General features: G+C 39.6%; 21 protein-coding genes. 10 read left to right on the forward strand and 11 right to left on the reverse strand.

Going from position 1 to position 18,866, the window contains the following annotated elements; translation table 11 throughout:
- Positions 1 to 35 precede the first annotated feature (35 nt).
- Positions 36 to 1,703 carry an AMP-binding protein gene (locus ABWV45_RS00150; protein ID WP_353347450.1) on the forward strand — a complete coding sequence of 556 codons (1,668 nt, stop codon included), beginning with the start codon at positions 36 to 38 and terminating at the stop codon, positions 1,701 to 1,703.
- Positions 1,704 to 1,786: 83 nt separating this feature from the next.
- Here ABWV45_RS00150 and ABWV45_RS00155 read toward each other — a convergent pair whose 3' ends face one another.
- Positions 1,787 to 2,074, reverse strand: coding sequence for a hypothetical protein (locus tag ABWV45_RS00155; RefSeq protein WP_353347452.1), 288 nt, complete (start codon positions 2,072 to 2,074; stop codon positions 1,787 to 1,789).
- Between the two features lie 144 nt (positions 2,075 to 2,218).
- Here ABWV45_RS00155 and ABWV45_RS00160 point away from each other — a divergent pair, with 144 nt between their 5' ends.
- Positions 2,219 to 3,025, forward strand: a complete 807-nt coding sequence (locus ABWV45_RS00160; protein ID WP_353347454.1) for an MBL fold metallo-hydrolase — start codon at positions 2,219 to 2,221, stop codon at positions 3,023 to 3,025.
- A gap of 15 nt (positions 3,026 to 3,040) precedes the next feature.
- Here ABWV45_RS00160 and cysZ read toward each other — a convergent pair whose 3' ends face one another.
- On the reverse strand, positions 3,041 to 3,769 hold the full coding sequence (gene cysZ / locus ABWV45_RS00165) for a sulfate transporter CysZ (RefSeq protein ID WP_353347456.1): 729 nt from the start codon (positions 3,767 to 3,769) through the stop codon (positions 3,041 to 3,043).
- A gap of 100 nt (positions 3,770 to 3,869) precedes the next feature.
- Here cysZ and ABWV45_RS00170 point away from each other — a divergent pair, with 100 nt between their 5' ends.
- A complete protein-coding gene (locus ABWV45_RS00170; RefSeq protein WP_353347458.1) occupies positions 3,870 to 4,901 on the forward strand; it encodes a nucleoid-associated protein in 1,032 nt (343 codons plus the stop codon).
- 1 nt (position 4,902) lies between these two features.
- On the opposite strand, the gene ABWV45_RS00175 is transcribed toward ABWV45_RS00170, so the two are convergent.
- The 7 genes from ABWV45_RS00175 to ABWV45_RS00205 all read right to left on the reverse strand — a co-directional run bounded on the left by ABWV45_RS00175 (position 4,903) and on the right by ABWV45_RS00205 (position 9,874).
- Positions 4,903 to 5,853 (reverse strand): MBL fold metallo-hydrolase, encoded by a 951-nt coding sequence (locus ABWV45_RS00175; protein WP_353347460.1) that lies wholly within the window; start codon positions 5,851 to 5,853, stop codon positions 4,903 to 4,905.
- A 27-nt stretch (positions 5,854 to 5,880) separates the two neighbouring features.
- Entirely contained in the window at positions 5,881 to 7,047 is a 1,167-nt protein-coding gene (gene chrA / locus ABWV45_RS00180; RefSeq protein ID WP_353347462.1) for a chromate efflux transporter, read from the reverse strand.
- Positions 7,048 to 7,168: 121 nt separating this feature from the next.
- Complete coding sequence (locus ABWV45_RS00185; protein WP_353347464.1) at positions 7,169 to 7,825, reverse strand: OmpW/AlkL family protein; 657 nt, start codon at positions 7,823 to 7,825, stop codon at positions 7,169 to 7,171.
- A gap of 270 nt (positions 7,826 to 8,095) precedes the next feature.
- Positions 8,096 to 8,341, reverse strand: a complete 246-nt coding sequence (locus tag ABWV45_RS00190) for a DUF6868 family protein (protein WP_353347466.1) — start codon at positions 8,339 to 8,341, stop codon at positions 8,096 to 8,098.
- 92 nt (positions 8,342 to 8,433) lie between these two features.
- Positions 8,434 to 8,622 (reverse strand): hypothetical protein, encoded by a 189-nt coding sequence (locus ABWV45_RS00195; RefSeq protein WP_353347468.1) that lies wholly within the window; start codon positions 8,620 to 8,622, stop codon positions 8,434 to 8,436.
- An 11-nt stretch (positions 8,623 to 8,633) separates the two neighbouring features.
- On the reverse strand, positions 8,634 to 9,362 hold the full coding sequence (locus tag ABWV45_RS00200; protein WP_353347470.1) for a UDP-2,3-diacylglucosamine diphosphatase: 729 nt from the start codon (positions 9,360 to 9,362) through the stop codon (positions 8,634 to 8,636).
- Between the two features lie 8 nt (positions 9,363 to 9,370).
- Complete coding sequence (locus ABWV45_RS00205) at positions 9,371 to 9,874, reverse strand: peptidylprolyl isomerase (RefSeq protein ID WP_353347472.1); 504 nt, start codon at positions 9,872 to 9,874, stop codon at positions 9,371 to 9,373.
- 139 nt (positions 9,875 to 10,013) lie between these two features.
- Between ABWV45_RS00205 and ABWV45_RS00210 the strand changes: the two genes are divergently transcribed.
- The 7 genes from ABWV45_RS00210 (at position 10,014) to ABWV45_RS00240 (ending at position 17,519) form a co-directional block, all read left to right on the forward strand.
- On the forward strand, positions 10,014 to 11,684 hold the full coding sequence (locus tag ABWV45_RS00210) for a glutamine--tRNA ligase/YqeY domain fusion protein (RefSeq protein ID WP_353347474.1): 1,671 nt from the start codon (positions 10,014 to 10,016) through the stop codon (positions 11,682 to 11,684).
- A gap of 127 nt (positions 11,685 to 11,811) precedes the next feature.
- Complete coding sequence (gene cysS, locus ABWV45_RS00215; RefSeq protein WP_353347476.1) at positions 11,812 to 13,194, forward strand: cysteine--tRNA ligase; 1,383 nt, start codon at positions 11,812 to 11,814, stop codon at positions 13,192 to 13,194.
- Positions 13,195 to 13,217: 23 nt separating this feature from the next.
- On the forward strand, positions 13,218 to 13,742 hold the full coding sequence (locus ABWV45_RS00220; RefSeq protein WP_353347478.1) for a hypothetical protein: 525 nt from the start codon (positions 13,218 to 13,220) through the stop codon (positions 13,740 to 13,742).
- Positions 13,714 to 14,493, forward strand: coding sequence for an LVIVD repeat-containing protein (locus ABWV45_RS00225; RefSeq protein WP_353347480.1), 780 nt, complete (start codon positions 13,714 to 13,716; stop codon positions 14,491 to 14,493). Before ABWV45_RS00220 ends, ABWV45_RS00225 begins: the two co-directional genes overlap by 29 nt.
- Positions 14,494 to 14,638: 145 nt before the next feature.
- A complete protein-coding gene (locus tag ABWV45_RS00230; RefSeq protein ID WP_353347482.1) occupies positions 14,639 to 16,021 on the forward strand; it encodes an ethanolamine ammonia-lyase subunit EutB in 1,383 nt (460 codons plus the stop codon).
- An 11-nt stretch (positions 16,022 to 16,032) separates the two neighbouring features.
- Positions 16,033 to 16,863: an ethanolamine ammonia-lyase subunit EutC gene (gene eutC, locus ABWV45_RS00235; RefSeq protein WP_353347484.1), complete on the forward strand. Its 831-nt coding sequence runs from the start codon at positions 16,033 to 16,035 to the stop codon at positions 16,861 to 16,863.
- A gap of 77 nt (positions 16,864 to 16,940) precedes the next feature.
- Positions 16,941 to 17,519 carry a YceI family protein gene (locus ABWV45_RS00240; protein WP_353347486.1) on the forward strand — a complete coding sequence of 193 codons (579 nt, stop codon included), beginning with the start codon at positions 16,941 to 16,943 and terminating at the stop codon, positions 17,517 to 17,519.
- Positions 17,520 to 17,553: 34 nt separating this feature from the next.
- Here ABWV45_RS00240 and ABWV45_RS00245 read toward each other — a convergent pair whose 3' ends face one another.
- Entirely contained in the window at positions 17,554 to 17,997 is a 444-nt protein-coding gene (locus tag ABWV45_RS00245; RefSeq protein WP_353347488.1) for an acyl-CoA thioesterase, read from the reverse strand.
- A 54-nt stretch (positions 17,998 to 18,051) separates the two neighbouring features.
- Entirely contained in the window at positions 18,052 to 18,822 is a 771-nt protein-coding gene (locus tag ABWV45_RS00250; RefSeq protein WP_353347490.1) for a substrate-binding periplasmic protein, read from the reverse strand.
- Between the last annotated feature and the right edge of the window lie 44 nt (positions 18,823 to 18,866).

Consider the following 18,866-nt stretch of genomic DNA (forward strand, 5'->3'; position numbering starts at 1 on the left):
AAAAATAAAAATAACTAAATTAATCAGAGGTGCCTATGCTGAGCCCATTAGCAGCGTTTTTGAAAGCAGTGGAAGAGCAACCCAATCAAGTTTATTTACGTCAGCCAGTAAATGGTCGATACCAAGATTATACATGGTCTGAGGTAAGTGAGATATCTAAAAACATAGCTTATCAGTTGCGCACTTTAGGAGTTGAAAAGGGGGATCGTGTCGCTCTTTGGTCCAAAAATTGTGCACAATGGGTTATGGCTGATATAGCCATAATGATGGCAGGAGCTGTATGTGTGCCATTGTATCCAGGTCAATCAAAAAGCAGTGCGCAGTACGTATTAGAGCATAGTGGTGCCAAGGTGCTATTTTTGGGGATTCATGACAATGAATCTGATGTAATCGATGCAGTCCCCAATGAGTTAACAACAATAGGCTTTCCTTACTACAAAGGTCCAGTTTCACATCAGTGGGATGAATTAGCAGTACAACAAGCGGACGATTCGTTCAAAGTTGATTCCCCAGATTTAGATGATTTGATGACACTGGTATATACATCGGGCACCACTGGCCAGCCTAAAGGCGCAATGCATACCCATGGTGGGTTTGCATTTGCTGCAAATAATTTGGTCGAGCAAGTGGGTATGACCAATTCTGATCGCACATTATCATTCTTACCATTAGCACATGTTGCTGAGCGCGTTATTGTTGAAGGGCAAAGCTTCTATGGGTGGTTCAGTATTGCCTTTGTGGAATCGCTCGATACGTTTAATGATAATATTACAGAAGTGCGTCCAACCATGTTTTTTGCTGTACCTAGGTTGTGGTCAAAATTCCAAGAAGGTGTATTGGCCAAGTTAGGCGGGCAAGAGAAGTTAGACAAATTGCTTCGGATTCCACTGTTGTCCAGCTTCATAAAACTTAAGATCAAAAAGAGCTTGGGTTTGGATAAATCTGTGCGGTGTGGCTGTGGGGCTTCACCAATGCCAAAAGCCCTATTGGATTGGTATGACAGAATCGGTTTACCAATTTATGAAGGGTACGGAATGACTGAAAACCTTTGTTACGGTACGCGTAATGACTCGGATGGCCGAAGCATTGGTTCAGCTGGCCGACCTTATAATCGGAATGAAGTGAAAATCAGTGAAGAAGGGGAGATCCTATTTAAAAGTCCATCTTTAATGAAAGGCTATTATAAAGATCCCGAGAAAACTCAAGAAGCTTTTGTGGATGGTTACTATCGTACTGGTGATAAAGGGATTATCGATGAAAACGGTTTTTTGCATATAACAGGAAGGCTAAAAGAGTTATTTAAAACTACAAAGGGCAAATACATTGCACCAGCGCCAATAGAAGCCTTGCTCACATCTCATGAATATATTGAGCAAGCTTGTGTTATGGGCTCCGGTAGAGACCAGCCTATAGCGGTTTTAGAATTATCAGAAACAGCAAGAGGGCTCGATAAGGCTGCAGTTGAGAAGGAAGTTTTAGACCACCTAGAGGCAACCAATAGTCAATTAGAGCACCATGAGCACATGAGTACGTTAGTTCTTACCCAGCTTATGTGGACAGTTGAAGCCGGTTTAATCACTCCCACGTTAAAAATTAAGCGCGAAGCTGTAGAGTCACGGTATCTTATGTTGGCTGATGATAAGTCAAAGGGAATTATATGGGGGCCAGAAGAGACAGCTTCTAAAGAGCATCAAGCAGCATAATAAGGATTAAACTATTTAATAAACCGAGCTTATATTTTTGGCTCGGTTTTTTTATTTAGGTTTAATTATACCGTTATCTATTATTAATCATCATTTAAATTGAATGTTAGCCAGTCAGCAATCAATGCACTGGCCAGAATTTGACGGCCTTTATCAGCCTTTGAGCCTATTCTAGCTTGATCTTCTATGTGCATTAATTGGTTAACAATAGTGAAAACATCATCTTCCTCTATCGTTATAGGGGCCTGTTTTGCACCCTTAGGAATATCTGGGTTCATTACTAAATTTCTGATTTTTAATGCCAATGATGGCTGGGTATGGCGAATCAGTGAAAACGTTAGCTCTAAGCTAGATTTAGGTAAATAGAACATAATTTAACCTGTCGTATCTTGTCCTTTTAGCTTAGTCGAAATTTATTAACCATAGGGACGTTTTTAACAATTTAATGGTTTTTATTTGTGATTGTAATTTGTGTCATATTTGACAGGAAGAGGTCATAATTTTTAGGAATAACTATGCCAATTAGACAAACTTATGATTTTGAAAAGGTCTCTGGTGTTAAAGTCGGTAGGCTCAATCAAGGGGTCAATACACAATTTATTGTCTATCGAATAGGCGATACTGTCATCGATACAGGGCCAAGCAACCAATGGCGTCATGTAAAAGACTTTCTTAGTGCGCAGCCAGTGAATCAACTACTGTTAACTCATCACCATGAGGATCACAGTGGTAACGCATTCAAAATTGGCCAATTTTATAACCTAACTCCTAAAGCACCTCTACTAGCTCAGGATAAGCTAGCAAAAGGTTATAGAACGCCTTTATTGCAAAAGGTTGTTTGGGGTTCGCCAATACCTGTTGAAACACAGCCCTTGAATGACGTTGAGTTTTTGAGTGATGGTGTGAAAATCTATCCCGTTCATACTCCTGGCCATGCAAAAGATTTAACCTGTTTTCACTTGCCTGATCTAGGGTATTTTTTTAGTGGAGATCTCTTTATTTCCCGTAAATTAAAATTACTTCGGTCAGATGAAAACTTAGCTGAAATTCTTCAGAGCATTGATAAAGTATTAAAATTGGACTTTGATACGCTGTTTTGTCCACATGGCGGAATCATTGAAGCAGGTAAGCAAGCTTTAATTGATAAGCGAGACTATGTGTTTGACTTGTGTGAGAAAGCCCAAGCCTTGAGTAATGATGGAAAGTCATCAGTACAAATCTGTCTAGAAACTCTTGGGCCAGAAGGAGCGATAACAAAATTAACGGGTGGTAACTTTTCAAAGCTGAACTTAATTAATGAAGCATTAACAATTCAACTTTAAGTTGCTTCTTTGTAGTTAAATTGACTCTTCTTGCATTCTAGTGTGAATATCCTTTATCCAAAGTTGAGTGCCAGCCGCTACAGCAACAGGCATAACAAAAATGTTGACGATTGGTACCATGGTTAAAAGACTTACAGAGCCACCAAAACTAAATGTGTGGAGTGTAGGTTTAATGGCGTACTTTCTTAAGTTTGGAAACTCTTGTTGGTAATTATCAGCGCCGTAATCTAAATACTGTATTGCGATGCACCAACTACTCCAAGCAAAAGCCAAAACTGGAACGGCTAGATTGATAATGGGGATGAAACTGATTAGCCCAAGTATGACCATGACCAGTAAACCGTAAGCAACAAAGTAGCTGATTTTAATTATTTCACGCCACAATGTGCGAGTGATGATGCCAAAAATTGATTCACCATCGGGAAGCATAATACCTTGGTCACGCTGAATTTTTTCGGCAAGTAAGCCATTAAAAGGGGCTGCCACTAAATTGGTAATAAAAGTAAAGCTTAATCCATATACTATTAAAATCCCTAGGCCAAAAACAAACCAAATCATCCATGCCATAAAATGAAGCCAGCTAGGAACGTAATCCAGTAGGGTGCTCATAATGTCTGAAAACAGCACAACCAAAACACTGGTTAATACCCCAAATAGGATAAGATTTACCATTAAGGGAATTAAAATATATTTTCGATATTCAGGTTGGATCAGAATTTTAATGGCGCTGAGTAAATGATGCATGGAGAAAACCAAATGTTATTAAGCATGTTTACTTTAGCTTTAGATGCAATTAGGAACAAGCTCTGTGTTAGAATGGGTCTTTTATAGTTAGTGCCGAATAATGCCTGTTACCCATTTTATTACGCATCAAATAGATAAAGACCCTAAAGCTCCCAGAGCGATTGTTAACTGCTCTGAAAAGGATGAGTTTCAAGAGGATTACGCCACACGGGTGATGGTGCAGTTGCGTAATACTTTTATTGGACGAGCCAGCAAGCGATATGGTGAGTTTGGTTCAGAAGTACCACATTTCAAGGGCTTGATGCTGGATTGGTTGAATAATAAACAGACCTTCACCTCGCTAACTCAAAGGTTAACCAAGTTATTCTGTGAAACATTAGACAATACACAGTTAGAAGTGGATGGCTATTTAGCTTTTTTAGCGGAGCAACTGGCCGATGGAGATCGGTTTTATGTGTACCACATTCGTGAAAAATCCAATGTCGCTTTAAATGAAAACAAAGAGTTAATTGAGACTCGATTTATCGACTTTTCTAATACTGGTTTTGCATTGTGTTTGGATACCACTTTATTGCAGCAGCCGGAGTCTAAAAAGTATTTAAGTTTTAGTTATGGGCGAGGTGAAAAGGCCCTTCAAAATGCATTTTTAGAATTCACTGGGTTTAAAGATAGTGTTAATGTCGAACAAGAAACTGAAGAATTCCTGAAAATTGTAGAGCAATACGCACAACAATTACCAGATGAAGAAGCTAATGAAACTCGCAGTAAAATCGTTGATTATTGCATGGAACAAGATAAGTATGGTTCTACAGTGGAATTTAAAGCACTTTCAAGTGAATTAGACGAATCATCGCCTGATAAATTTGAAAACTTTATAAAAGAAAAACGTATTGAAATCAGAAGCCAAAATCCAGAGCAACAAGATACTATAGTCGAGGATAAAAAAGAATTTATCCCTGATAGAAAAAGCTTAAGAAACTATGTGCGATTCAGCGGTAAAAACAAAGACGTTACCTTAAGCTTTTCGGCAATGGCATTGGGTAATGATATTCAGTTTGATGCTACTAAAGAAACGTTGATTATTAGTAATCTTCCTGCCCGACTTTTAAAACAATTGAAGCAAGAATCATAGGCTAATAACAGTGGTTTGGTTGAGCTATTTGGCTAATATTAGCTTGATTGGCGAGCACTTCATTACTCATTAATTTATCAAAGTCGATAAGCGATAAAGTGGTTGGGCTTTCAAACCAAGGTTTGAATATATCCTCCCAATGAATCAGGTAAATCTTTTTTGGCGTTAAAGACTTTATGATGCCAGTAGGGTAGTTATCAACATGGTCAAAAGAGGCGGCTGCTAAAAAAACTTTATCAACCGGAATTTGATCACTTATATCAGGAAGCCCTATTGGGAAACCCGAAGCAGACGTTTGAATAAAAACACGCTCTTTAACACTCTCTGTGTTGGGAGTTTTCAGAAAATCCACAAGCCAAGTTATGTTGACACCTTGTGACCAATCCCATATGTATTTAGGGGGCGTATCTAGTGCATGGTCATGGTTTTTAGCAAACAAGTTAATTCCCAAAGACTGCGGTGCATGCTCAGATGGAAAGCCTTTAATGCGAATGAAACCGTTAGCTATGTAATACCACTGGTTGAACATACCTTCTTTTAGGCCAGTTACGTTATATTGGTTACTAAAACTATTAAAAATATATTCAGTACTTTTACTCGCAAAAATATTGGTGTTTTGGTTTAAATATTTATTAATGGCTGGGATGTCTGCAGCATGATCATAATGACCGTGTCCGACTAATACCCCATCGATGGTATTTGATGTGTCACCCAACACTTTTTTAATTTGCATTGGATTTGATGTGTAGGGCGTAAATGTTATTAGGTCAGTGAGTGATTGAGGGCTGTAGAACGGGTCTGTGATAATCCGTCTGCCTTGGTAGTGGATATCAAAGGCACCTACACCAAGATACCGAATACTAGGAGTGTTTGGCTCGATGATACAGTTTAACTCTTCAGCGTATAACCAACGGCAAGTCGATATCAATATAATCAGTAACCATATTTTCATTTTTAGCCCCCATTCAAACCTACCAACTTATCTGGGCATTATGACAATTTGAAGTAAGCTCAAAACAAGGGCTAAGCTAATTAAACGGAAGATTGACCAATTTAAAACCCTTAGCAGTAATATCCCGATCACTACGCAAGCCATATCGACAGAGGATATGACGCTAGATGAAAAAATAGGGTTATAAAGGGTCGCTGCTAATAATCCAACAACTGCAGCGTTCACTCCTTTAACCATACCTGACACTTTTGGGCGCTGAGCCAGTTGTTGCCAATGTTTTTCAAAGATAATTAATAAAATAAACCCAGGTAAGAATATTCCAAGAGTTGCTAAGCTGGCACCAATTAAAGGATTTTCATGGCTTAAAGCGCCGAGGTAAGTAGCGAATGTAAACATGGGGCCAGGGATAGCTTGTGCAGCGGCATAGCCGGTAATAAAACTTTGTTCACCAATTAAAGGATTAAAAAAGTCACTCAGAAGAGGTAATACAACATGGCCACCGCCAAATACTAAACTACCAGCTACGAAGGTTTCTTCAAATACTTCATTGAAGGGTGTGTATTGGAATAAGCATAAGGTAAATAAAATCACAAAACCAAATAACAATGTAAGGTTATGTATTGATATTTTTTGTGGGGGAGTTGTGCTTTCACTTGAAAGGTCATTCTTTAGTAGCCAGCTTCCTATTGCTGCGGCAGCAATAAGACAATAAATTTGGCTAAAAGGTATCGGGCTAATGATTAAAACTGCACAGGTTAACAGGGCAATAATTTGTGTGTATTTTTCTTTGCAAAAAGATTTACTCATGGATAGGGTGGCATCCAATACTACAATAACCGCAAGCAGTTTTAAGCTGTGGATAATAGTATCCAGCCATGAGGCTTCTTGTAAATGGACATACCCAGCGGCTAAAGCTGCCATTAAAGCAAAAGAGGGTAAGGTAAACCCAATAAAGGCCGTTATCCCTCCAAGAACCCCCATTTTTTTCATGCCTATTGCAAATCCAACTTGACTGGAACCTGGGCCGGGCAAAAATTGACTCAGGGCAATGAGTTGTGCGTATTCATCTTCTTTTATCCATTTTCGCTTTTCTACAAACACAGTGCGAAAGTACCCAAGATGAGCGGCAGGACCGCCAAAGCTGGTGCATCCTAGTGTGAAAAACTGAATAAAAATAGTAAGGATCGATTTCATAGCATCAATAATTTAGTCATTTGGCGAGATATTAACAATTCATGGGGAGAATACAATCATTGCTTATAAATGAAAAAAGCCCACTAAAAGTGGGCTTCAAGGTGAGGCTAATTAGTTTTTTTTAGAATTTATAACCAAAGTTTAAGCGGTAAACCATAGGGTCTAAATCGTAGTCGACAGTTAACTTACCAGCGGTGCCATCCAGAGTGGCTGTTGTACCAATTTTTGCGTACATAACTGAGGCATTTACAAACATTTTTTCGTCAAAGCTGTAATCCAAACCCGCTTGAACGGCGATTCCAACAGACTCATCTAAGTCTAGCTCTTGGTAGTTTGCACTTAAATCAGAGTGTACTTCTTCATCAAAAAATACTGTGATGTTTAAGCCTGCACCAACATAAGGTTGTAACGGGCTGGTAGAGTCCATGAAGTAGTACTGCGCACTGACTGTTGGTGGAAGATGTTTAACTTCGCCAATATTGACCCCGTTAAGTCCACCTTTACCTTTTAATTTATGAGTGAAAGGCGTAGCACCCAAAACTTCTACACCAATGTTATTGGTAAGCATATATGTGCCTGAAATACCAAGCTGAGTATTACTATTGGCAGAGGCTTGAGCGCCTGCAACTTGATCCAGATCATCCGAAATACTTTCAGGTGTAACTGTGGCTGTACCCACACGCATTAGAATATCACCAGCGTCATATGCCATGGCTGGTGCTGCAAATGCGATGGTAGATGAAAGAATGAGGGCCGAAGTTTGTAGTTGTTTTAACATGGGGTTTCCTTAGAGTTCCCGTTGATTTTTCATTATGATATGCCTTTGAAATGTGGCATGAATGATCTAAGTCAACTCCAGAAGTTAAAGTAACTTTTTTTTCATTAAAGAAAATAAACCTGATCTAAGACAATATTGTAGATGCTTGGCTAAGTTAAAAGGCTTTTAACTTTTTAATGAGTCTAAACAGAAAGGAATAGGTTTTAGTGTGTTTTGAGTTCTGATTAAAACGCTCATTTATAGAGTTAAATGAGCGTTTTCTGCTAAATCTTAAGCGGGGATGATATACGTTAGAACAATCCAAGGAGTAATAAAAAATAAAACATTAATTAGTTTAAACATGCCCATCAGTTGATAATGTATGGGTATGATTTGTGTTTCATCTATTGCAAATAAAGTGCTGTGCATTTTAATAATGGTTTTTCGTGCAATTAATACCGCAATAAACCAAAACATCATAAACCCAATGTTGATTAAACCGCAGTAACCAAAAATACTGGCAATATTATCGTTCATGATGATTCCCCTTGCTGATGTATTTAAATCAGTATAAATGGATTTGGGAATAAAATGGAATTGAAAAATATGGAGGGGGACTAAACTGGCGTTTAGCGTCCTATCTGTTCTAAATACTTTTGTTGTTGTGCTTCTTGCTCGTTTTTTATGTCCTTAAGTTGAGTTTTAACGTCTTCTAATTGCTGAGCGGGCTTAACTTTTTCGGCTTGCTGATTATCGTGTAAGTAAAACTTGGCGATGGCCAATAGCATCATTGCCGTAATTAGTAAGCGTAATAGCATCTAGGCCTCCCTTAAGGGTTGGGTAAATCAAACTGCTTTAAATGATATACGCCGTTATCTACTTTTAAATACCAGCCATGTGTGTACCAGTCTCCAAGTACGATTCGCTCTCTATTCTCCCCGTTATATTGCCAGTTGTGAGTAGCAGGCCTATGGGTATGTCCATGAATCATACGCTTAGCTGCGTGCTGGGATAACACGGCATCCACTTCAGTGGGGGTGACATCCATAATAGAATCATCTTTCATGCTATTACTGGATTTGCTTTCATCCCGAGCCTTTTGTGCATAGGCAGTGCGATCTTCAATCGATTGATTTAAAAACTGCGCTTGCCATTGAGGGTCGCGGGCCATTTTACGAAATTCCATGTAGGCAATATCACGAGTGCATAAGCTATCACCATGCATTAATACTACGCTCTCGTCGTCTAAATTTACCACCGTTGGGTCGGCTAAAAGCGTCATGCCTGCAGCGTTACAAAACGCTTCACCCAGCAAAAAGTCGCGGTTGCCATGCATAAAATAAATAGCAACACCTCGGTCTCGTGTCGCCTTTAGGATTTGTTTGATTTGATCAATGTAAGGGTCTTGAGTATCATCACCGATCCAGTAGTTGAAGAAATCACCCAAAATATATAGGGCGTCACCACTTTGAGGCTCAAGCATAAAATCAAGAAAACCCGCAGTAATGCGGGTTTCCTCAGGCGCTAGGTGTAAATCACTAATAAACCAAGTGCTCATAGATAGGCTTATTCTACGATTTCAGTGCTATCGATGGTGATTGGTTCAACTGGTACGTCTTGGTGACCCATAGCCATACCCGTTTTAACACCTTTCATGCGGTTAACCACATCCATACCTTCAACAACTTCACCAAATACACAGTAGCCCCAGCCTTCAGGGTTTTTGCCTGTGTGATCAAGAAAACCGTTGTCTTTTACATTGATGAAAAATTGGTTTGAAGCACTGTGTGGGTCCATGGTGCGGGCCATGGCAATGGTGCCTTCTTTATTAGATAAACCGTTGTCAGCTTCGTTTTGAATAGAACCTTGAGTAGCTGGGCGCTGGCTCATGTCTTTTTCCATGCCGCCACCTTGAACCATGAAACCGTCAATTACGCGGTGGAAAATCAAGCCATCGTAAAAGCCTTCTTTTACGTAATTGATGAAATTTTCAACAGTTTTAGGGGCTTTTTCTGCATTTAATGACAACTTAATATCGCCAAAACTGGTTTTTAGTACAACCTGAGTCACGGGATCACCTTTTCTATGTGCTTGTGTTTAAAGGGTGCGTATAATACGGCTTTTATATTTTTCTAGCCAGCGGGCAGGGGGAATCTCCTCACTCTTTATTCAAGAGCTGCCTAAGGCCATATCCAATTGAGCTTAAGAAATGACAGAAGAAAAGGCAAAACCCGTTAATTTTATCGAGAAAATCATTAACGAAGACCTTGCCAGTGGTAAGCATAACACCGTCGTTACCCGTTTCCCGCCGGAGCCAAATGGCTACCTGCATATAGGTCACGCAAAATCCATCTGCCTAAATTTCGGGCTGGCCCAGCAATTTGGAGGGCAGTGTAATTTACGCTTTGATGACACAAACCCAGAGAAAGAAGAAGACGAATACGTACAATCTATTCAAGAAGATGTGCGCTGGTTAGGTTTTCAATGGGCAGGGGATATCCATTACACCTCTGATTATTTTGATCAATTACATGCATGGGCATTGGATTTGATAAAAGCAGGCAAAGCCTATGTGTGTGATTTATCTGCCGAGCAAGCCAAGGAATACCGTGGTAGCTTTGAGCAACCGGGTAAAAACAGCCCGTTCCGTGAGCGTAGTGTCGAAGAAAACTTAGAGTTGTTCGAAAAAATGCGTAACGGTGAATTCGATGAAGGTGCTTGTGGCCTTCGTGTGAAGATTGATATGGCTTCACCAAATATGAGCATGCGTGACCCTTACATCTACCGTATTAAGAAAGCGACACACCATCAAACCGGTGACAAATGGTGTATTTATCCTAGTTATGACTTTGCTCATGGGCAATCAGACGCAATCGAGGGCATTACCCACTCTGTGTGTACCCTTGAGTTTGCTGATCACCGCCCATTGTATGACTGGTTTATAGCAAACCTAGAAACACCGGCTGAGCCTCACCAATATGAATTTGGTCGTTTAAATATTAATTACACCGTGACCAGTAAGCGTAAATTACGCGCCTTGGTTGAAGGCAATGTGGTAAGTGGTTGGGATGACCCTCGTATGCCAACCATTAGCGGTATGCGCCGTCGTGGTTATACCCCAGCGGCAATCCGTAATTTTTGTGATTCATTGGCGGTTGCCAAAACAGACGGCACAGTGGACGTTGCACAGTTAGAATTTTTTATTCGTGATGATTTAAATCAAAACGCACCGCGCGCCATGTGTGTGATCAACCCTCTTAAAGTTGTGATCACTAATATGAATGCCGACCATGATGAAACACTTACCGTTCCATACTTACAAGACCGTGAAGAGTTGGGCGAGCGAGAAGTGCCGTTCACCAATGAAATATTCATTGATCAAGATGATTTTAAAGAAGAGTACAGTAAAAAATTCAAGAAAAAATTCTGTGTGGGCAAGCGGATTCGTTTACGTCACGGCTATGTGATTCAAGCAGATGGATTTGAAAAAGACGCACAAGGCAATATCACACAAGTGAAGGCCACGTTAATTGAAAATACATTAGGATGCGATCCGGAAGATGGCGATAAACCAAAAGGGGTAGTGCACTGGGTAAGCTGTAAACATGCAGTAGAGGCGGAACTTCGCATGTATGGTCGACTGTTTACGGATGCCAACCCAGATGGCGGCAAAAAAGACTTTATGGAATGTTTGAACCCTGAGTCCTTAGTGGTTAAAACGGGTTTAATTGAGCCTGCACTAGCAAGTGTGAGTGCTGAAACTGTGTTTCAGTTTGAGCGGGAAGGTTACTATGTAGCGGATCGTTTTAATCACTCAAGCGATAAACCTGTATTTAACTTAACCATTGGTTTGCGTGAAGACAGAGCGTTAAATAGCTAAAAAGTAATAAATGTAGGAGCGTGCTTGCACGAGATTTAAATTTAACCTGTTCGCGCGCGAGCACGCTCCTACAAAAAATAATTCCAAATGTAAGGCGGTTGAAACCGTTATTCAAAGTAGAAAGATTATGGCCCTAAATATATACAATACGTTAACGCGTCAAAAAGAAGAATTTAAACCACTGCAAGCTGGCAAGGTTGGCATGTATGTGTGTGGTATGACCGTTTACGATTTTTGTCACATGGGTCATGCGCGTGTGATGGTGTCATTTGACGTGATCGTACGTTACTTGCGTCATATTGGATACGATGTGAATTACATTCGTAATATCACAGATATTGACGATAAGATTATTAACCGTGCAGCTGAAAACGGTGAAGAATTCAATGTGCTGGTTGATCGTATGGTAAATGCCATGAACGAAGATTTTGGCAAGCTGAATGTGTTAACCCCAAATAGCGAACCAAAAGCAACAGATCATATTCAAGGCATTATTAGTATGGTGCAAACCTTAATTGAAAAAGGGTTTGCTTATGCAGCGACTAATGGTGATGTGTATTACCGTGTGCGTAAATTTGAAGGTTACGGCAAGCTATCGGGCAAAATTTTAGAAGAGTTGGAAAGCGGTGCCCGAATCGAAGTAACTGAAGAAAAAGAAGACCCTCTAGATTTTGTACTTTGGAAATCGGCTAAACCAGAAGAACCATCTTGGACTAGCCCTTGGGGTGAGGGACGCCCTGGTTGGCACATTGAATGTTCTGCTATGTCTACCTGCTGCTTGGGTAATAATTTTGATATCCATGGTGGTGGGCCTGATTTAAAATTCCCACATCATGAAAATGAAATTGCACAAAGTGAAGCGGCAACTGGTGAACAATACGCCAATACTTGGATGCACGCAGGTGCGTTACGTATAGATGGTGAGAAAATGTCTAAGTCGTTAGGCAACTTTTTCACCATACGTGATGTTTTAAAAGAATACGATGCAGAAGTGATTCGCTTCTTCTTGGCTTCTGTTCAGTATCGTAGTGAAATTAACTACAGCCAAGCAGGTCTGCAAGACGCGCAAAGCAAACTGGATCGCTTATACAATTCTCTTAAGGGTTGTAATTTAGGGGTGGCAGTGGATAAAAATGATGCTGATGTGTCTGCTTTCATTGATCAATTTAAGTCGGCCATGAATGATGACTTTAATACGCCCAAAGCCATCGCCGTAATGTTTGATTTGGTATCTCATATAAATAAAGCGGAGGGTGCATCTAAAGATAAACTGGCCAGCTTGCTTAAAACGTTTGCAGATGTATTAGGGTGCTTGCAAACAAATCCTGAGGATTACTTCAAACAAGGCGTGGATGTTGATGAAGCTTATATTCAAGAGATGATCGAGAAACGCGTACAAGCAAAGAAGGACAAAGACTTTGCCTTGGCTGATAAAATTCGCCATGATCTGGATGAGCAGGGAATAGAGCTACAAGATAGCCGTGAAGGCACTACTTGGGTTAAGAAATAAATTCGATTTAATAAGGATGTTAAGTGTTGAAATATTTATGTTTTAAGCGGCAGTTTAAACTGACAGTAGTGCTGTCTAGTTTGCTGCTGGTAGCGTGTCATGATGTGGCTAAGCCCATTACCAAAACACGGGCTGAACTAAAATCTGAAATCGGAGCATCTTCGGTTAAGCAAGGTGCTCCGTATTCCCAAATTTATTCCTATGATCAAAAAATAATTGTCTCTGTAAAAGATAAGGGTTTAGAAGTTGTTGATAATACGGACCCTCTAAATCCGGTTCATGAAGAGTTTATAAACCTTCCTGGTGCAAAAGATGTCGTCATACATGAAGGAACGCTAATTACTCAACAGTATTCAGACATGGTGTTTGTATCTATTGATGGTAAGACAGAAATTTCCCGTATTAATAATATGTATGACTACAAGGATTACTTGGTTATACCTGATGGTGCTGAGTGGTATAACATTGAGTTAGGGGATGACGAAGTTGTGATTGGTTTTACATTAGAGGAGGGCGATCATGGAACATGTTTCTTCTTCTGCCTATAAGTTATTTCTAATTAGTTTGTCTTGTATGTTCATAAATGGTTGTCAAACAACGGAGTCCAGTGACTCATCTGACAAGCATTCTGGAGTGTCCGGTTCCAGTGCTCAATTAATCCTTTTTGATGGGGCCGTTTATTCATTGGCGTCTAATAAGTTGGTGAGAGTGGATATTGACGATGTGACTCAGCCAGTAATTGATAACGAACAACGATTAGGCTCTTTTGAAGCCCAAACGTTAACCACTGATGGCGAGCAACTATACCTTGGTAGCCCAGGTGAGGTACGAATATATGATTACGCAGATGGCCAAATTCGATTTATTGATTCAGCCGTTAGAGATATTCCTGGCGATGACCCCGTCATAACCGATGGAGAATATGCATACTCTACGGTTATCACTCTAGAATCGGAAACAGAAGATGGCACTAAAATAGGCCAAGGTGATTTATATGTTTATGAAATCGATTCTGCCAATAACATCACTGAACTCGCCTTTTATCCACGCTTAGGTTACTTAAAAGGCTTAGCATTATGGGATAAAACCTTAATGGTATGCGACCCTCTTGATGGTTTGATGCAGTTGGATGTTACCGACCCTTTAACGGTTTCAACGGTTTCTACTTTTGCTGACGCACCTTGTAATGATCTCGTTCATCTTGGTGGCGGGCACTTTGTGACCGTCGGTGAAGAAGGCATATTTCAGTTAATGCCAGATGCAGACGGGGCGTTTTCTGTTGTTAGTGGGTTTAACTGATTTTATTATTAATGCTGATTGATTTAAGAGCGCCTCCTGGCGCTTTTTTTGTGCTTTCCATTTTATGTGAAACCCGTATATTAGAATTGTCATCGATTTAATGTAATGTTAATCCGAATTTATTAGGAGCATTTGCGGGTCTTTAATGGGGCAATTTAAATATATATTAGGCACCGAAACCTATATCTTTTCTGATTTAGCGGAACTCATGGCTAAGGCCACGCCCTTACGAAGTGGCGATGTATTAGCGGGTGTTTCGGCACTCACTGAAAAAGAACGTGCCGTGGCTCAAATGTGCCTTGCTGATGTTCCGCTTAAGCAATTTTTAAATGAATCGCTTATTCCGTATGAAGATGATGATGTCACCCGTCTGATATCAGATAACCACAACCAAGCTTCTTTTCAGCCAATAAGTCATTTTACAGTAGGGGATTTTCGTAATTATTTGCTCTCTTATGGGTGTGACAGCCAAGCGTTAGCCAATTTAAAAATGGGCATAACCCCGGAAATGGCAGCCGCAGTGAGTAAGATCATGCGTAATCAAGACCTTATTCTGGTGGCAAAAAAGTGTAATGTGGTGACACAATTTCGTAATACCATTGGATTGTCTGGACACTTTTCAACTCGCCTTCAACCGAATCACCCTAGTGATAATCTATCGGGCATCGCAGCCAGTATTTTGGATGGTCTATTATATGGGAATGGTGACGCTGTCATTGGCATTAACCCAGCCACTGACAATGTTGAGCAATGCACCCGCTTATTGCACATGCTTGATGAAGTAATTCAACATTATGAAATACCGACTCAATCTTGTGTACTTACCCATGTGACGAATACTCTTGAATGCATTGAGAACGGTGCACCGGTTGATCTGGTTTTTCAAAGTATCGGGGGGACCCAAGCCACGAATAATAGTTTTGGTTTTACCTTAGAGCACTTGAGTGAGGCTCAACAAGCGGCACAATCGTTAAAGCGAGGCACACTAGGTCAAAACCTGATGTACTTTGAAACTGGGCAAGGGAGCAGTTTAAGTGCTAATGCTCATCATGGGTTGGACCAGCAAACCTGTGAGGCGCGAGCCTATGGGGTTGCGCGACATTTTGATCCTTTGTTAGTGAATACCGTAGTGGGTTTTATAGGTCCTGAATATCTATACGATGGAAAGCAAATTATAAGAGCGGGTTTAGAAGATCATTTTTGTGGTAAGTTGTTAGGTTTACCTATGGGCTGTGACGTGTGTTACACCAATCATGCTGAGGCAGATCAGAATGATATGGATGCATTATTAACCTTACTGGCTAATGCTGGGTGTAATTTTATAATGGGAATCCCCGGTTCTGATGACATTATGCTGAACTACCAAACCACGTCTTTTCATGATGCTTTGTATGTTCGCCAGTTATTGGGTTTTAAAGCAGCACCTGAATTTAATCAGTGGCTTGTTCAAATGGGAATTGTTGATTCAAATTTTCAGTTAACTGGTTTAATGCCTAATGAGCTTCAGCAGGCGCTTAATCGATTATGAAGGATTGCTGAATGAAATCATTGAGTACTTCTAATGTTAATAGTAACCAGTGGGGTAAACTAAGGCAGTTTACCTCTGCGCGAATTGCTTTGGGTCGTGCTGGGAGTTCATTGCCAACTCATGAATTACTTAAATTTCAGTTGGAGCATGCACAAGCAAGAGATGCGGTGCACTTGTCTTTAGATACACATAAGACATACCGTGATTTGAGAGAAAATCTGCTTACTTATAACCATAATTTGTTTATGGTAGAACCGGCTTTGCTTGTTCAATCAAAAGCGGTTGATAGACAGCAGTACTTGCAAAGGCCGGATTTAGGTCGTGTACTTAATGAAAGTAGCGAGACACAGCTTAAACGAAATAGTGGCTATTATGATTTAGCTATTTGTGTGGTTGACGGTTTGTCATCGTTGGCGGTGACGGCAAATGTTGGTGCTTTCTTGGAATCACTGCTTCCAAAAATTTCCCATTTGAATTTGGCGCCTTTGGTGGTGGCTAAGCAAGGGCGAGTAGCATTAGGTGACCATATAGCTCAATCTTTAGGCGCAAAGTCAGTTTTGCTGTTGATTGGTGAGAGGCCAGGGCTTTTAAGTCCAGATAGTCTTGGTGTGTATTTAACCTATGGGCCGTTTGTCGGGACAAATGATGCTATGCGAAACTGTATTTCAAATATTCGTATTGGCGGTTTAACTTATTCTGATGCTGCAATAAAAGCGCAATACCTGATCAATGAGTCAATTAGGCTGGGATTTAGTGGGGTTGACTTGAAAGAACGAGTTGCAGGTGAGGAGAGCATGCTATGTGAAAGTGTGAACTTCTTAATAAACGTAGAACCAACGTAATTAATTTGTGAATGTTCAGTATGTGATAGGATATAATTGAATATCACAGTAATACAAAAATAACTTAAGGGGGTAAAATGAAACTAATCTCTATTTTAACAATGGCAGCTTTATTAGCGTCACCAGCGGCATTTGCTAATTGGGTGCTAAGTAAGGATGAATCTAAAATTACATTTAGCTCTACTAAAAAAGAAAATGTAGTCGAAGTTCACACATTTGAAGAATTTGCAGGTCAAGTATTAAAGGATGGTCGTGCGACGATTGATATTAATTTAGCTAGCGCACAAACAAACATAGAGATACGTAATGAACGCCTTGATACTCTATTATTTGATGTGAGTAAGTTTTCAGGGGCACGTGTTAAGGGTAATGTTGATGTCGCTAAAACAAATGCCCTAGCTGTAGGTCAGTCTTATACTGAAACTTTAAAACTTACCTTACATTTACACGGTATACATAAAGAAGTATCGATTAATGTTAAGGTTACGAAAAAATCAGCGAATAAAGTACAAGTGTTAAGCGTGGAACCTTTGCTCATCAAAGCGGGTGATTATGGCTTGGCTGAGGGTGTAGAAGCACTTCGTAAAGTGGCTAATCTCTCATCAATAAGTTTAGATGTCCCTGTTACTTTTGATTTGTTGTTTACGAAAAAATAGCACTTAGATTTAAAAGGGGGCTGTTAGCCCCTTTTTAATGGTGTCTACTATTTAAAGTATCATTGAAGTTTCTTCTAATATTATTCGGTATTTCTGTACTTTTACCTGATTTATAGTCATAAAAAACAATCAGCCCTTCACCAGTTGAAACAATAGTATTTTGTAGTTCGCTGAATACAGCATATTCCATTGTAAATTTTTTTGCCCCAATTTCCTTGATTCTTGTACCGATTAATATTTTATCTGGAAAGCTTAAGGGGGCTTTAAACTGACATTGGATGCTAGCCATGATTGGTCCGATTTGTGTGGCATTCATATTTGAAATAACCGAGGTGACTTCAAAAAGCGCCATTCTTACACCTTCAAAATACCTAAAATACACAGTGTTATTAACATGCTTGAAGGCATCCATGTCCCCCCAGATGACATCTTGTTTGATATGGAAAGGGTAGATTTGCTTAAAGTTATCTTTATCCATGGTGAATTCCTTTGTTTATTTGATTCTTAAGGATCTGTAGATAAAAGACAATGGTTATTTTAGAGGGGATAATCCGTATTTGTTTAGCAGTGAATTTAATGAACCATCGTTTAATACTTTCATTAATAGACGATTAATGGCCTCTGTTGTTATTAAATTGTTGTTTCTCATTATAATTTTGTGTTGGTAGGTTTGATCAAATTTATTTGAGATGAGCAGTTTTAATGCTAATTCTGGATTATTTTTTATTTTCTGTTGTATGTATGAATACGTCAATATGCCGATATCTGATTTACCAGAGATTACTTGACTAATAACGGTTTGAGGAGAATTGACGAAACGTATGTTAAAGGATTTCTTTAGGTGCTGTATATCAGTTTCATGATTGGCGAATCCGTAGTGGTAACCTAAAATTCCCACTAGCTGTTTATCCCCTAGATCATCAAAATATGTCTGGTTTCTATTGTTATGAAGGTTTGCAATAAATACCTCGCCACCAGATAGAAAAACCATACTTTCATTTAAATCGTATTTTTGCCAACTCCAGTTTTTATTTTCGAAGAAGAGAACATCAAATAAACCACGCTCAAAATCACGATAGCGACGTTTAGGGGAGGTTAATATGAATTCAAAATTGTACTCAGATTGAGTATTGTTAAAAAGCTCAATTAAATCGAGTGTTAAGCCGCTTACTGATGCGTTATTTACTTGTACAAATGGCGGGAATAGATACCCGCCAACATTAATAGTCGTAGGTGTAGCTTGGGCTAAGGTGGCGTATAGATAGACGAAGCTAAAAATAGCTAATTTGCGTATATTTAGCATAAAATTTTTTACTAGCATGATGATTAAATCTAGCACTTATAATT

The sequence above is a fragment of the Oceaniserpentilla sp. 4NH20-0058 genome (assembly GCF_040371755.1).
In the GTDB taxonomy this organism is placed as follows: Bacteria; Pseudomonadota; Gammaproteobacteria; order Pseudomonadales; family Oceanobacteraceae; genus Bermanella.

Bases quoted from the DNA above. Each gene is read 5' to 3' on its own strand.
- ABWV45_RS00150 (WP_353347450.1), top strand. From the start codon at position 36: ATGCTGAGCCCATTAGCAGCGTTTTTGAAAGCAGTGGAAGAGCAACCC.
- ABWV45_RS00155 (WP_353347452.1), bottom strand. From the start codon at position 2,074: ATGTTCTATTTACCTAAATCTAGCTTAGAGCTAACGTTTTCACTGATT.
- ABWV45_RS00160 (WP_353347454.1), top strand. From the start codon at position 2,219: ATGCCAATTAGACAAACTTATGATTTTGAAAAGGTCTCTGGTGTTAAA.
- cysZ (WP_353347456.1), bottom strand. From the start codon at position 3,769: ATGCATCATTTACTCAGCGCCATTAAAATTCTGATCCAACCTGAATAT.
- ABWV45_RS00170 (WP_353347458.1), top strand. From the start codon at position 3,870: ATGCCTGTTACCCATTTTATTACGCATCAAATAGATAAAGACCCTAAA.
- ABWV45_RS00175 (WP_353347460.1), bottom strand. From the start codon at position 5,853: ATGAAAATATGGTTACTGATTATATTGATATCGACTTGCCGTTGGTTA.
- chrA (WP_353347462.1), bottom strand. From the start codon at position 7,047: ATGAAATCGATCCTTACTATTTTTATTCAGTTTTTCACACTAGGATGC.
- ABWV45_RS00185 (WP_353347464.1), bottom strand. From the start codon at position 7,825: ATGTTAAAACAACTACAAACTTCGGCCCTCATTCTTTCATCTACCATC.
- ABWV45_RS00190 (WP_353347466.1), bottom strand. From the start codon at position 8,341: ATGAACGATAATATTGCCAGTATTTTTGGTTACTGCGGTTTAATCAAC.
- ABWV45_RS00195 (WP_353347468.1), bottom strand. From the start codon at position 8,622: ATGCTATTACGCTTACTAATTACGGCAATGATGCTATTGGCCATCGCC.
- ABWV45_RS00200 (WP_353347470.1), bottom strand. From the start codon at position 9,362: ATGAGCACTTGGTTTATTAGTGATTTACACCTAGCGCCTGAGGAAACC.
- ABWV45_RS00210 (WP_353347474.1), top strand. From the start codon at position 10,014: ATGACAGAAGAAAAGGCAAAACCCGTTAATTTTATCGAGAAAATCATT.
- cysS (WP_353347476.1), top strand. From the start codon at position 11,812: ATGGCCCTAAATATATACAATACGTTAACGCGTCAAAAAGAAGAATTT.
- ABWV45_RS00225 (WP_353347480.1), top strand. From the start codon at position 13,714: ATGGAACATGTTTCTTCTTCTGCCTATAAGTTATTTCTAATTAGTTTG.
- ABWV45_RS00230 (WP_353347482.1), top strand. From the start codon at position 14,639: ATGGGGCAATTTAAATATATATTAGGCACCGAAACCTATATCTTTTCT.
- eutC (WP_353347484.1), top strand. From the start codon at position 16,033: ATGAAATCATTGAGTACTTCTAATGTTAATAGTAACCAGTGGGGTAAA.
- ABWV45_RS00240 (WP_353347486.1), top strand. From the start codon at position 16,941: ATGAAACTAATCTCTATTTTAACAATGGCAGCTTTATTAGCGTCACCA.
- ABWV45_RS00245 (WP_353347488.1), bottom strand. From the start codon at position 17,997: ATGGATAAAGATAACTTTAAGCAAATCTACCCTTTCCATATCAAACAA.
- ABWV45_RS00250 (WP_353347490.1), bottom strand. From the start codon at position 18,822: ATGCTAAATATACGCAAATTAGCTATTTTTAGCTTCGTCTATCTATAC.